At 53.7% G+C, this 13,501-nt stretch carries 13 protein-coding genes and 1 tRNA gene; 8 read left to right on the top strand and 6 right to left on the bottom strand.

The features are described from left to right. Positions 1-63: 63 nt before the first annotated feature. Positions 64-1,113: a zinc-dependent alcohol dehydrogenase family protein gene (locus tag ABKW30_RS03690; protein ID WP_348596654.1), complete on the bottom strand. Its 1,050-nt coding sequence runs from the start codon at positions 1,111-1,113 to the stop codon at positions 64-66. A 123-nt stretch (positions 1,114-1,236) separates the two neighbouring features. Here ABKW30_RS03690 and mepA point away from each other — a divergent pair, with 123 nt between their 5' ends. The 8 genes from mepA (at position 1,237) to ABKW30_RS03650 (ending at position 9,459) form a co-directional block, all read left to right on the top strand. Further along, complete coding sequence (gene mepA, locus ABKW30_RS03685; RefSeq protein ID WP_348596652.1) at positions 1,237-2,232, top strand: penicillin-insensitive murein endopeptidase; 996 nt, start codon at positions 1,237-1,239, stop codon at positions 2,230-2,232. Positions 2,233-2,322: 90 nt separating this feature from the next. Further along, a complete protein-coding gene (locus tag ABKW30_RS03680) occupies positions 2,323-2,778 on the top strand; it encodes a methylglyoxal synthase (protein ID WP_348596650.1) in 456 nt (151 codons plus the stop codon). A gap of 15 nt (positions 2,779-2,793) precedes the next feature. Next, complete coding sequence (locus ABKW30_RS03675; RefSeq protein ID WP_348596649.1) at positions 2,794-3,822, top strand: glucokinase; 1,029 nt, start codon at positions 2,794-2,796, stop codon at positions 3,820-3,822. A 178-nt stretch (positions 3,823-4,000) separates the two neighbouring features. After that, on the top strand, positions 4,001-5,833 hold the full coding sequence (locus tag ABKW30_RS03670) for an ABC transporter ATP-binding protein (protein ID WP_348596647.1): 1,833 nt from the start codon (positions 4,001-4,003) through the stop codon (positions 5,831-5,833). Next, positions 5,830-6,651, top strand: coding sequence for a 4-hydroxy-tetrahydrodipicolinate reductase (gene dapB / locus ABKW30_RS03665; RefSeq protein WP_348596646.1), 822 nt, complete (start codon positions 5,830-5,832; stop codon positions 6,649-6,651). Before ABKW30_RS03670 ends, dapB begins: the two co-directional genes overlap by 4 nt. A gap of 26 nt (positions 6,652-6,677) precedes the next feature. Then, entirely contained in the window at positions 6,678-7,298 is a 621-nt protein-coding gene (locus ABKW30_RS03660; protein WP_008127518.1) for a 2,3-bisphosphoglycerate-dependent phosphoglycerate mutase, read from the top strand. A 111-nt stretch (positions 7,299-7,409) separates the two neighbouring features. Beyond that, a tRNA-Leu gene (locus tag ABKW30_RS03655) sits at positions 7,410-7,494 on the top strand. Between the two features lie 258 nt (positions 7,495-7,752). Beyond that, the gene (locus ABKW30_RS03650; RefSeq protein WP_348596644.1) at positions 7,753-9,459 is read left to right on the top strand and encodes an ATP-binding protein; all 1,707 of its coding nucleotides are present in this window, start codon (positions 7,753-7,755) and stop codon (positions 9,457-9,459) included. On the opposite strand, the gene ABKW30_RS03645 is transcribed toward ABKW30_RS03650, so the two are convergent. The 5 genes from ABKW30_RS03645 to ABKW30_RS03625 form a co-directional block, all read right to left on the bottom strand. Then, positions 9,453-10,100, bottom strand: a complete 648-nt coding sequence (locus tag ABKW30_RS03645) for a response regulator transcription factor (protein ID WP_348596642.1) — start codon at positions 10,098-10,100, stop codon at positions 9,453-9,455. The genes ABKW30_RS03650 and ABKW30_RS03645 overlap by 7 nt on opposite strands. A gap of 105 nt (positions 10,101-10,205) precedes the next feature. Further along, positions 10,206-10,973 carry a 2,3-dihydro-2,3-dihydroxybenzoate dehydrogenase gene (locus tag ABKW30_RS03640; protein ID WP_348596640.1) on the bottom strand — a complete coding sequence of 256 codons (768 nt, stop codon included), beginning with the start codon at positions 10,971-10,973 and terminating at the stop codon, positions 10,206-10,208. Between the two features lie 5 nt (positions 10,974-10,978). Next, positions 10,979-11,230 carry a phosphopantetheine-binding protein gene (locus tag ABKW30_RS03635; RefSeq protein ID WP_348596639.1) on the bottom strand — a complete coding sequence of 84 codons (252 nt, stop codon included), beginning with the start codon at positions 11,228-11,230 and terminating at the stop codon, positions 10,979-10,981. Positions 11,231-11,234: 4 nt separating this feature from the next. Beyond that, entirely contained in the window at positions 11,235-11,873 is a 639-nt protein-coding gene (locus ABKW30_RS03630) for an isochorismatase family protein (protein WP_348596638.1), read from the bottom strand. 4 nt (positions 11,874-11,877) lie between these two features. Beyond that, positions 11,878-13,494 carry an AMP-binding protein gene (locus ABKW30_RS03625; RefSeq protein WP_348596636.1) on the bottom strand — a complete coding sequence of 539 codons (1,617 nt, stop codon included), beginning with the start codon at positions 13,492-13,494 and terminating at the stop codon, positions 11,878-11,880. Positions 13,495-13,501: the final 7 nt, after the last annotated feature.

The following is a 13,501-nucleotide window of genomic DNA, read 5'->3' as shown; positions in this document are numbered from 1 at the left end:
GCTCAATGCTGCAGCGTTGATACGACAATTGCACGCCCGTCCACAAGCCGGTTTTATTACGGCTTAACTTTGCTGAAAGCTCGTAATCACATTGATCCCTATGCCTTCAAACCGATCCATTGCCATCAGCGCGGCCGGAGCGTCATCAAGCGTGATTTCCTTGCCGATTAGCTGCTGTGGTTTCAGCTTTCCGGCTTCCAGCATATCCATCAATGAGTTGTAGCGAAACGCCTGCATGCCATGGCTGCCGTATATTTCAAGCTCATGCGCGATAACCTTGTCCATCGGTATGGGAGGATGCGCATGATCGCCGAGCATAAGCCCCACCTGCACATGACGACCACGGCGGCGCAGGTTTGCGACTGAATTGAAGCAGGTAGACGGATGACCAAGTGCATCGATCGAAACGTGCGCACCTCCACTGGTTATCTCCCTCACGGCCCCGATTACGTCCTGCGTCTCGCCCCCATTGACCGTCGCAACTGCACCAAGCTCGCGGGCAAAGGCCAGCTTTTCTTCGGTGAGATCAAGGGCAATGACATTTGCGCCCATGGCGGTAGCGATCATGATCGCAGAGAGGCCAACGCCCCCGCAACCGTGCACCGCTACCCATTCACCCGGCTTTACCTTTGCCTGATCTACGATGGCCCGGAAAGACGTAACAAATCGGCAGCCGAGGCTTGCAGCCGTTGCAAAATCGAGCGAATCAGGAAGGGCAACGAGGTTGGTGTCAGCAAAATCCAACGCGACATATTCCGCAAAGGAACCCCATGCCGTGAAGCCCGGCTGAAACTGGTTTTCGCACACTTGATGGTTACCTGAATTGCATTCAAAACAATGCCCGCAACCGCCAACAAATGGCACGGTTACCCGTTGGCCCACTTTCCACTGGGTGACATGCTTGCCGATCGACTCGATTGTTCCAGCCAACTCATGTCCCGGCACGTGCGGCAGCACGATATCCGCATCGTGTCCCATCCAGCCATGCCAATCGCTGCGGCAAAGACCCGTTGCTTCGACCTTGACCACAACGCCGGTTGCGGCCGGTTCCGGATCGCGAACATTCTGTACGCGTGGCGGCTGACCAAAGTGTTCGAAAATGACTGCTCTCATGATAATGGTCCGTGCGAATCAATGCGGGGTATTATTCCCATATTGCGGGTTTCATGCGAATCTGGCCATCATAAAGCCCGGATGATCAAAGCAATTTTGCTTCTCATCCTTTGGATAACGAGCATGATTTCGAAAACTCTGGCACGGCTGGCTCTTGGCTTTCTGATTACATTCGCAGGCCCGCTCAACGCAATTGCCGAAGATGGCCCCGCAAAACAGCTGTTCGGCTCTCAATCGCTACCTAGCCTCGGCGCGCCGCAGTCAACCGGTTTCTATGCCAAAGGCTGCCTTGCAGGTGGCGTTGCGCTGCCGGTCGACGGATCGGCATGGCAGGTCATGCGTCTGTCACGAAACCGTAACTGGGGTCATCCGCGCATGATCGCCCTGTTGGAGCGACTTGCACGCGATGCATCTGCCAAGGACGGTTGGCCGGGTCTGCTCGTCGGTGACATTTCGCAGCCACGCGGTGGACCGATGCTTACCGGACATGCATCGCATCAGGTAGGGCTGGACGCGGATATCTGGCTGACACCAATGCCAAAGCGCCGCTTTACCAATCAGGAGCGCGAGACAGTCGAAGCAAGGTCCATGCTCAAAGGCGATACGCTGTTCGTTGATCCTGATAAATGGAGCGCCAATCGCACCGCCCTTCTCAAACGCGCAGCAGGCTATCCCGAAGTAGAGCGGATTTTCGTCCATCCCGGTATCAAGAAAAAGCTATGCGACAGCGTGCAGGGAGACCGCAGCTGGCTGAACAAAGTGCGTCCTTACTGGGGCCACTACTATCATTTCCATGTGCGCATCAAATGTCAGCCCGGATCTCCGCAATGCAAGGCGCAGGAGCCTACGGGCACCGATGACGGATGCGGAAAACCTTTAGCCTGGTGGTTTACCGACGAACCTTGGAAGAAAGCACCGCCACCAAAAAAACCAGTGAAGCCGAAGGTGATGATGCTTTCCGATCTTCCCAAACTCTGCGCCCAGATCTTGCGAGCGCCCGGCCCGCAATCGGTCGAAGAGGTAACCCTTGGCGTTGGTGCAAAAGTTCGACAGCCTTCCGCTGATGCAGAAGGTGAAGATATTCCGGAGGATGTACCCGTACCAGGTCAAAAGCCCTAAGGTCTTTTTCTGCTCTGCCCTTTTCACAACGACATGAATTGTTTATAGGGTTTCAATCGATTTAGGGCGCCAACCCGAAACAGAGTTTTGATGACACAGCCTTTTCGCCTCGCGCTGATTGCCCATGACCAGAAGAAGGACGACATGGTTGCGTTTGCACGCAGTTATGAAAGCCTGCTTGTTCCATGCGATATCGTCGCCACCGGAACAACTGGCGGGCTGATTCAGGAGGCGTGCCCTTCACTGACGATATCGCGCGTGAAAAGTGGCCCGCTCGGCGGCGACCAGCAGATCGGTGCATTGATAGCAGAAGGCCGGATCGATGGGCTGATTTTCTTTGTCGACCCGCTGTCACCCTTGCCACATGATGTCGATGTAAAAGCACTTATGCGGCTTGCCAGCGTCTACGATATCCCGATGGCTCTAAACCGGGCGACTGCCGAGGTTCTGGTACAAAAGAGGGGTCTGCTTCGCGACGATGCAGCCGAAAATACATTGATGAGCCATTCGTCTGCCCGGACGGATAAAGGCTCTGGTGACAATTAAGACAGGAAAGCGATAATGGTAACACAGGCAGATACCGACCACATCATGAAGTTTCCGATCCTGGTCGGCGATATCGGCGGTACCAATGCGCGCTTCGCAATTCTTGTCGATGCCTATGCTGAGCCAAAAGAATTTCCGGTTCTGCAGACAGCGGATTACCCGACCATTGATGAGGCAATCCAGAACGCCATTCTCGACCACACTTCGATCCAGCCACGCTCTGCGGTTCTGGCCATTGCCGGACCCGTGGAAGGCGATGAGATCGACCTGACAAATTGCGCTTGGGTTGTCAAACCGCGCCAGATGATGGAAACACTTGGCCTTTCGGACATCACCGTTATCAACGATTTCGAAGCGCAGGCGCTAGCCGTTGTCTCGCTTGAGCCAAAACATCTGGAAAAGCTTGGCGGTGGTGCAGGCGATCCGCATGGCAGCCGTGCAGTACTTGGACCCGGCACCGGTCTTGGCGTGGCCGGAATGGTCCGTTCCCGAGCAAGCTGGGTCCCGGTTCCCGGTGAAGGCGGACATGTCGATATGGGTCCGCGTACCGAGCGCGATCTCGAACTCTTTCCGCACATTGAACATATTGATGGCCGCATCTCCGGCGAACAGTTGCTTTGCGGACGCGGCCTGCAGAACATTTATCGGGCAATTTGCAAAGTTGGCGGCACTGAAGCGACGCTCGAAACACCGGCCGACATCACTGCTGCCGGGCTTTCCGGCGAATCCGAGGAGGCCAAGGAAACGCTGGCGTTGTTTGTGACGTATCTCGGCCGTCTTGCCGGTGATTTCGCCCTGACATTCATGGCGCGCGGCGGTGTTTATCTTGCCGGTGGCATTGTACAGAAGATCGTGGAGCCACTGAAAAACCCGGCCTTCCGCGAAGCTTTTGAGGACAAAGCTCCCCATCAGCAAATACTACGCGAAACGCCAGTCTATATCATCACGCATCCTCTGGCAGCTTTGAGCGGCCTCTCTGCATTCGCCCGCACACCGGCCCGTTTTGGTGTTGCTACGGAGGGCCGTCGCTGGCGTCAGGGCTAAGCAACCCGACTAACTACTCTGGGGCATCAGGGCAACACTGTCCGCCGCATTGAGCCTCACGGGGCAAAACCGATAGGCAAGAAGGGGCAATAACGCTATAGGGACAGGATCACGTGGCAAAATTTCCTTTAAAAGGATGTTTGCCTGATATTTTAGTACCAGCGAGTTGCCGCCTCCCATGAATGGTGTACCCAAGAAGAAGAAAATCGATCCGACACAAGCGAGGCGCGTCGTCGGCCGGGTCCTTGGCGAAAATGTCCGTCAGCACCGTTCGTCCTATGCCATCGCCGTTGTTGCCATGTTGGCAGTGGCTCTCAGCACTGCTTTTGTCGCCTATATCTTCAAGGACGTGATCAACAAAATCTATTACGAGCGGCGCGAAGATCTAATTGTGCCGATAAGCCTTGGCATTCTTGCTGCTTTTGTCATTCGCGGCGTCGCCACCTACGTGCAGTCGGTCACGATGGCGAAAGTCGGCAACAGCATCGTCGCGCGTTATCAGCATCGAATTTTCGATCACCTGATGAAGCTTGGCCTCGACTTCTATCACGATACCCGTTCCGCCCAACTTGCTGCCCGCATCAACCAGAATATTGGCGGTGTTCGCGAACTCCTTGATATTGTCGTCACGACGATCGGCAAAGACATCCCTACGCTCATTGCCTTAGTGGGCACCATGATCCTGCTTGATCCGCTGCTGTCACTCTTCGCGCTGCTGATCGGCCCGCCTGTACTTATCACCGTGCGTTACCTTACCAAGCGTCTACGGGTTATCCATCGTGAATCAGTGACTCTTAATTCCCATCTTCTTGGGGCCATGCAGGAAGCCACGCAAGGCATCGCCATCGTTAAAGCTTTCACCATGGAAGATCAGCTGCGCGGCAAGATCAGCACACTGATTACGCGGGCCGAGGGACGTGCCAACAAGATTTCACGCGTGTCCGAGCGACTAACGCCGGTTACTGAGCTGATCGCCGGTACTGCTATTGCCTCTATGATCATGTATACGGGCTTCCGTGCGGTCTATGACGCGCAGCCGCCTGGTGCCATGTTCAGTTTTATTACGGCCGTCCTACTGGCTTATGATCCTGTACGCCGACTCGCCCGTGTACAGGTCGGCCTTGAGCGTTCGCTCGTCAATGCGCGAATGATCTACGAAATCCTCGATATTGAACCACGCCAGGCCGACAGCATCGGCGCGGTGCCGATTACGGTGCCGAGCGGCGAGGTACAGTTCGACAATGTCAGCTTCGGCTATGGTAATGGCATTCCGGTGCTGCACAATGTCAGTTTCACTGCAGAAGCGGGCAAGACAACTGCAATTGTCGGTGCATCGGGTGCGGGCAAATCAACGTTGATAGGCCTTGTTCAGCGTTTCTACGATATCGATGGCGGACGCATTCTCGTCGATGGTCAGGACATCGCCCATGTCAGCAAGCGATCCTTACGCCAATCCATAGCCTATGTCTCACAGCAGCCCTATCTGTTTGAAGGCACAATTGCCGATAATATCCGCTACGGGCGTCCGGATGCCACCGATGAAGAGGTGATCGAGGCAGCCAAACTTGCCAACGCGGATGAGTTCATCATCAAGCAGCCGCAGAGCTACGGCACTGAAGTCGGCGAAAACGGCATCACACTTTCCGGCGGTCAGCGGCAACGCCTGTCAATTGCACGCGCGATTGTCCGTAATGCGCCCATCCTGCTGCTCGATGAAGCGACATCAGCACTCGACAATGAGTCTGAAAAACGTGTGCAGCAGGCATTGGAACGCAGTATGCAGGGCCGCACCACAATCGTTATTGCGCACCGTTTATCGACTATCGTCAATGCGGATCATATTGTTGTTATGGAAGCTGGCCGTGTCGTGGAAGAAGGTGTCCACGACACCCTGCTCGCCCGGCAAAATGGTGTCTATGCCCGGTTCTACCAATTGCAGGGCAAAGACGGTTCTCCCATAATCGATACAGTCGAAGACCAACACTCCGAAATAGCAGGACAACCGGAATGAATGCAGAGAATCCGATGAAGCTTGCGGTCACCGGCGCTGGCGGGCGCATGGGGCAGACATTGATCCGCATCATCCATTCGACACCAGGCGCTATGCTTGCCGGGGCCGTCGAGCGGGCAGGATCACCGCATATCGGGCAGGATGCGGGTGAATTCGCCGGCGTTGGCCACCTTGGCATACCCATAACTGATGATGCCCTTTCCGTTTTTGCGGGTGTCGAAGGCGTTCTTGATTTCACAGCACCCGCTGCAACTATTGAATTTGCTGAACTCGCCGCACAGGCGCGTATCGTCCACGTGATAGGAACTACGGGTTGCTCGGATGAAGACAATGCCCAGATCAGGGCTGCCGGTCGCCATGCGGTTGTTGTCAAATCAGGCAATATGAGTCTCGGCGTCAACCTGCTCGGCGTTCTCGTCAAGCAGGCAGCAAAGGCGCTTGGCGACGATTTTGATATCGAGATTCTCGAAATGCATCACAAACACAAGGTCGATGCTCCTTCGGGCACTGCCCTGCTGCTTGGAGAAGCTGCCGCCGATGGACGTGAGATCGGTCTTGGCCAGCATAGCGTGCGCGTGCGCGACGGCCATACCGGCCCTCGCGAAACCGGAGCTATTGGCTTCGCGACTTTACGGGGCGGATCGGTTGTCGGTGATCATTCTGTCATCCTTGCAGGTGAAGGCGAACGCATTACGCTCTCCCACCACGCGGAAGACCGTACCATTTTCGCGCGCGGTGCAATCAAGGCGGCGCTTTGGGGCAAAGGCCGCAAACCTGGCCTGTATTCCATGCTCGATGTGCTTGGCCTCAGCAACTAATTTTTAGCTTTAGAAGGAGTCTCACAATGTCCGGAACCCTCGTCCTTGTCCGCCACGGCCAGAGCGAATGGAATTTGAAAAACCTTTTCACGGGTTGGCGCGATCCGGCATTGACTGAACTCGGCCACGAGGAAGCCAAGGATGCCGGCAAGCGCCTTAAAGCCAAGGGTCTCAAATTTGATATTGCCTATACATCCGTCTTGTCGCGTGCCCAGAATACGCTCCAGCACATCCTTGAAGAAGTCGGACAGACCGGCCTCGAAACCATTCGCGATCAGGCGTTGAACGAGCGCGACTACGGCGATCTCTCCGGCCTCAACAAGGATGATGCCCGTGCCAAATGGGGTGAGGATCAAGTGCATATCTGGCGCCGTTCCTATGATGTTCCCCCACCCGGAGGCGAAAGCCTTCGTGACACCGGGGCTCGCGTCTGGCCCTATTACCTACACGAAGTTCAGCCGCATGTACTGCGCGGCGAGACTGTTCTGGTAGCCGCACATGGTAATTCGTTGCGCGCCCTCATTATGGCATTGGATGGTCTGACAGGGGAAGAGATCGTGGCGCAGGAACTCGCGACCGGCGTACCAATCGTCTATAAGCTCAATGCTGACTCAACAGTTGCGTCCAAGGAAGTGCTTGCGGGATAACACCTGCAAAACCGCTGGCCATGGTTCAACAAGCTCACAGCTTTTGCAATCATATATTTCCCGAATATATGCATTGACAGACCCTTGAGCGCCCCTTAGATGAGACGCGCTGCCCAGATGGCGGAATTGGTAGACGCGCACGGTTCAGGTCCGTGTGCCGCAAGGCGTGGAGGTTCGAGTCCTCTTCTGGGCACCAATTCTCTTTCCACAAAGGTCTATGACCTGCTGGAAATACTCAAAAAGCCCGGTTTTCCCGGGCTTTTTTGTTGACCTGATTCCTGTTTACGCTCAAGCAATCCCAGTTTCCGGTGGAAATAAAGTGATACCTACGTACCTTCTGCAAATTAAAACACTGGACGACACCCGCCCCTCGTAATATCACCGTTCTCTATTTTGGTACTTAAGTCATTATCTTCTTAAGTACATGAATTTAATACGGAAAGGGCTTTCTTCTATGGAAAAAGACGTTAGCCTGAATACAATATCGGGCAAATTTAGAGCCCGTTTTGCGAATGACAAGCAGCGAAAGCAGGATACCGAACGATCTCAGGCTATTGTCCGTCTAATAATAATTCCATTCTTCTTTAGCTACATATTTTATGCAGCTGTATCACAAGACTTATCGACAGCGTTTCTTGTAATATATTCTTATTACTGGATATACTACGTCTTATCTTCAATTGTATTATTTATATGCATTGTTATCTGGCCGGGAAAATACTTGCTGCGCCGAATATTTTCTATATCCCACGACTACATTGCCATGACGTTTGCCATGTCCGTTGGTGCTCAACTGACACTCCCTGTTTACGCCATATTGCTTTGGGTGACCGTCGGGAACGGATTGCGGTTTGGGCCTCGCTACTTGGTTGCAGCCACAATCGCTGCCCTGCTCGCATTGGCAACGACGACATATTTCAACAGTTTTTGGCGAGAATACCCCTACGTCGTCGGCACCTTGATGATTACCGCGATCCTCGTACCTTCCTACATTTTTGTTCTATTGAATCGGGTTCACAAAGCGTACAATGACGCGCTCGAAGCAAATCTTGCGAAATCTCGCTTTCTGGCACAAGCAAGTCACGATCTACGTCAACCTATTCATGCCATCAGCCTTTTCATTGCCTGTTTGCGTGATGCTCGCCTCGGCGTGGATGAACAGCAGATGGTTGATAATATCGACAGGTCACTACAAAGCGTTTCGAGGCTGTTCCAATCCCTTCTGGATATCTCCACACTCGATAGCGGCAAGATCTCCGAACAGCGGGAAGACGTCGATATTGGAGAGATACTGCGCGATATCAAACAGCAAAATTCCGAGGCTGCTCAATGGGCAGGTGTTGAGCTCAAACTTGTGGGGACTAAAAAGTTTGCTAGGGTCGATCCAAGCCTCTTAACCACAATGATCCAGAATATTGTCTCAAATGCCTTGAAGTACGCACCGGGAGAGCCTGTTCTGATTGGGTGCCGGAAGCGGTCAGGCAAACTGTCCATAGAAATCCATGATCGCGGGCCCGGTATAGCGAATGAACATTTACCGCATCTTTTTGAAGAATTTTATCAAGTTCGTGAGCGTGGCGACAAAGACACCGAAGGTGTTGGGTTAGGTCTCTCGATCGTGCGCCGCCTCTCCAATATAATGGGTCTCGACGTTTCATTGCGGTCTGAAGAGGGTAAAGGGACAACCGTTATCGTTGATGGACTTGAAGTGGTGGCGCAGCCTGTCCGTACCGCTCAACCAGCAATTAACAAACCTGCGTCGATGCTCAATGGTCTACGTGTGCTTCTGGTTGAAGATGATATCAATGTTCTAATGGCGACCAGAATACTTCTGGAAAAATGGGGCTGCATTGTTCAGCAGGAAGAATTCCTGCCAGAGGGCAAAGATGTAACATGCGACCTCGTCATCACTGACTTTGATTTGGGCGCAAAAACCACCGGGTTGGACTGCATAAACTATGTCCGACGCGAGAATGGGCGAAACCTCCCGGCGATTATCGTGACAGGTCATGATGAAAACAGGGTGCGTGACGACGTCGGAGACCCTGAGATACCGATATTGTCCAAGCCGATACGGCCAGCAGAATTACGTTCAACTATTCTAGCGCTAAAGTTGAAACTGCAACGTCAAACTGTCAGCGCCAATCCGCGAAATCAGTAGTTGGTGCCAATACCGAAAGTCACAGCTTTGCCAGCCGCGGCAGCCCGCGAACCGACATTAAGCGTGCGCAGCAGAGCCGACACATGAATACTGACCGTGTAAGGCGATATCTCTAGAATACGGCCTATTTCCTTGTTCGTTTTTCCGTCAACGATTAACCGCAACACTTCCAGCTGACGTGGTGTCAGCGATGAAAGGCCGGTCGAGTTAGGCGGCCGCACTTTTCCGTCAATTGGATGGGGCCTTACGACAAATTCACCACCGCGGATATCGACAATAATCGCGCTAAGTTCATCAGGCGGAACCGTCTTGCCAATAAATCCGTCAGCGCCCTGCGCCATAACCATGTCAATCGCGACCGGATCATCCAGCATTGATACAACGATGATGGACGATCCCATGAATTCCTGGCGTAACTCGCCAATAGATTTGTCGGGAACCATGCCAGGAAAAAGCAAATCGAGGACGAAAGTGTCCGGCTTCTTTCCTTCGTGGGCCAGCTTGAGTACCTCATTCATGGTACCAGCGCAAAGCACCTCTGCCTCGGGAAAAGTTCGCTGGATTACCTGACGCAGACCTTCCCGAAAAATGGGGTGATCGTCTGCAATGATGATACGCTCTTTTTCCGTGTGTAAACTCATCTGATAGCTTGTATCGTTACAGTAAAGGCATGCCAAGGTGTCCCCTATAGCAAACCTTCACTAATGCTTCACAAGCCAGCACTTGTCTGTTTGCGACCGCAATGTTTAACCACGCAAGGTTGCCCCTCCGTCGACATAAATATCAGCCATTGTCACGTGCCCGGCCTTATCTGATAAAAGGAAGAGTACCGAATTGGCCACATCCTCCGGCGTCGCCAGTTTGCGAAGGGGAATACCTGTCTTATAGGCGATAAGCGAGCCTTCGATCACCCGCTCACCACCAGTTTCATCCTCCCACATGCCTGTCTGCATTGGCGTCAATGTTGAACCTGGAGCAACAATGTTGCAACGTATCCCATAAGGTGCAAGCTCAAGGCCCAGACATCGGGTGAACATCGTCGAAGCAGCTTTGGAAGCAGCATAGGCAGCCATGCTGTGGCGCGGAATTCCCGCAGCATTTGAACTCACCGTTACAATAGCTCCGCTCTTTCGCTCTATCATATGACGGGCAATAGCCCGCGATACATGGAATACGCCTGTCGTATTGACTGCAAATACCCTTGCCCATTCATCGTCGCTAGTTTCTGTAACCAGTGTCGTGGACAACACGCCAGCAACATTCACGCCAAAATCGAGCGCGCCCCAGCGTTCCACTGCTTGCTCTACTGCATGGTCGACTGCAACACTATCGCTCACATCAAGCATAACAGCTTGCAGATGGTCACTGCTCATCTCTGCCAGCGCATCGACATCAAGGTCCGTGGCGGTAACCCGCACTCCTTCCTCGAGCAGCAGTTTGACGAGGCTAAAACCAATTCCTCCGCCTGCGCCAGTTACGAAGGCAGACTTGCCTGTAAATCCATCACTGCGCATCTATGCTATACCTTTTCCGATGCAGCTATTTTATTCGATGCAATGCCCCACCAATGGGCCAGCGTCAGCGAGGTGGCTAGTTCGGCAAAGTTGAGATGAATATTGCGCTGCTGCCAGAGCAGAACGAGGTTCATCGCGCGCATAGAGTCGAGGCCGAGATCCATCAGATTATCATTGTCGCCGATCTCTTCCGGATCGACATAGATCATGTCGGCAATATCCTGGCGCATAAGGTCAATCGTAAATTTATCGGTCATGCTTTTATCCTTCAATGTGTATCAGCAAATCTGCAAGCAGCAACGGTATGCCACTGGTCTTTGCGAGATAGCTCAAAGCCATGTCATGATTTTCACGGGAGAAGTCCGCCACAGCATCGGCCACCATGAACGGGTGTATATCGCGCTGGAAAGCTTCGGCCGCAGTCAATAGGCAACCAATATGCGCATAAATCCCGCAGATAATGATCTGGTCGCGGCCGCGCACCCGCATGAGATGCTCAAGGTTGCTGAGCTGAAAGGCGCTATAACGGTGTTTTGCCAGAACCGTATCGCCCTGTTCCGGCTTGAGCGCTGCTGTAATATGCTGATGCTCCGGTGCATCTGTCATTCCCGGCCCCCACAGATCTGCTTGCAACCCGCGATCACGCCGATCTTGATTGCCGTTCTGGGCGGTATAATAGACAGGTATACCGGCTTTGCGGCAGGAACTTTTTAGCCGGTTAATATTTTCGATCACTGGAGCGATTGGCGAGGCATCCTGCTCGAACGCATTGATGAAATAGTTCTGCATATCGTGAATGAGCAAAGCAGCCCGATCCGGCTCGAATGCCCATTTAGCGCGTGCAACTGGTATTTCGCCGGCAATAGGCAGTTCATATGCCGGTATTTTCGGTAGACCCATTATCTTACTCCGCCGCCGATGTGCTCAAAAATTGTTCGCGCAATGTCTGGCGAAGGAACTTGCGGCTGGTTTTGCCAACTGCAGTTGTTTCGAATGCCTCGACGAATACGATCTGATCAGGAACTTTGAAATCGGCAAGGCCACGCGAGCGCACGAAAGCCTTGAGTGCCGCGCTCTTCGGCTTCTCACCCTTGGGTATGATGAAAGCGCAACTCCTCTCGCCCAGATAAGGGTCAGGAATGGAGACTACTGCCACATCCAGCACCGAGGCATGGGCAAGCAGATGATCTTCGATTTCTTCCGCTGAAATTTTCTCGCCGGAGCGATTGATGTGATCTCCGGCTCGACCGCGTACCGTCAGATAGCCATCCGGTGTTCGCGAGACGATATCGCCTGTGCGGTAATACCCGTCTTCTGTAAAGGAGCGGGCATTGGCTGCGTCATCATTATGATAGGCATTGATGGTATAGGGTCCGCGTGTCAGCAGCATGCCCGGCTCGCCATCTGCCACCGGATTGCCCATATCGTCAACGATCAGTACCTCATCGTGCAGGCTGATCGGACGGCCTTGCGTATTGATGACAACCTCATCTGTATCATCCAGCCGTGTATAATTGACCAGACCTTCAGCCATGCCGAACACCTGCTGTAGCGAACAGCCAAGGCTCAACTTTACACGGGCGGCTGCTTCCGGGATGAATTTCGCACCTCCAACCTGCAGGATTTGCAGGCTTGAAATGTCGTGCCCCGTCGTTGCCGCCGCCTGCATCCACAAAAGCGCCAGGGGCGGCACAACGCCAGTAATGGTCACTCGCTCCTGCTCGATCAGGGCGAAGGCCGTTGCAGGCGTCGGTGATGGACACATGACAACCGTACTACCGGCATAGAGTGCCCCGAAGACACCCGGGGAACTCATCGGGAAATTATGCGCAACCGGTAGCGCAGCCATATAAACGCTCGCCTCATCCAAGGCACATATCTCCGCGCTGGCTCTGAAGCTGTAGATGTAATCGTCATGCGTACGGGGGATCAACTTTGAAAGACCAGTACTGCCACCGGATATCTGCAGGAAAGCTACACTGGAGGATTTCACTGCCAGGGGGAGTCTTGCCACGTCGCTGGGCGCGCTGCGAAACTCCTTCAGATCATCTACGACGATAACCCGCCGCAGCCCGGGACACTGCACCTGAACCTCGCCCGCAAGAGCGCGGTAATCGAAGCCCTCATGTGTTGCAGTAACTATATAGGCACCCGCCTCAGATTTATTGACGAAATGGGACATCTCCGTCAGGCGATGCGCGGGAAGGGTAAAGACGGGTATCAAGCCAGCACGGAAAAGCCCGAAAACCACGGAAAGAAATTCGGGAATATTGGGCAATTGTACAACAACGCGCGTGCCTGGCTCCAACCCCATGGCAAGGAAGGTTGCTGCATGGTGCTTTGCTCGGCTTACCAGTTCAGCGTAGCTCCAGCGCTCCTGCCCCCCGACAACTGCGATATTGTCTGGCGATTTCGCCGCCCTCTGCTCGAGGAACCCGAACATGGTTTCTCCGCGCCAGTAGCCTGCCGCCCGGTAGTGCGCAGCCCGCTCTGCGGGCCATTCCTGCTTCAGTTCAAGCATGGTCATT

The sequence above is a fragment of the Phyllobacterium sp. SB3 genome, assembly GCF_040009165.1.
Taxonomy (GTDB): Bacteria; Pseudomonadota; Alphaproteobacteria; order Rhizobiales; family Rhizobiaceae; genus Phyllobacterium.
The sequence above is the reverse complement of the archived record's forward strand: the minus strand, read 5'-3'. Positions and strand labels throughout refer to the sequence as shown.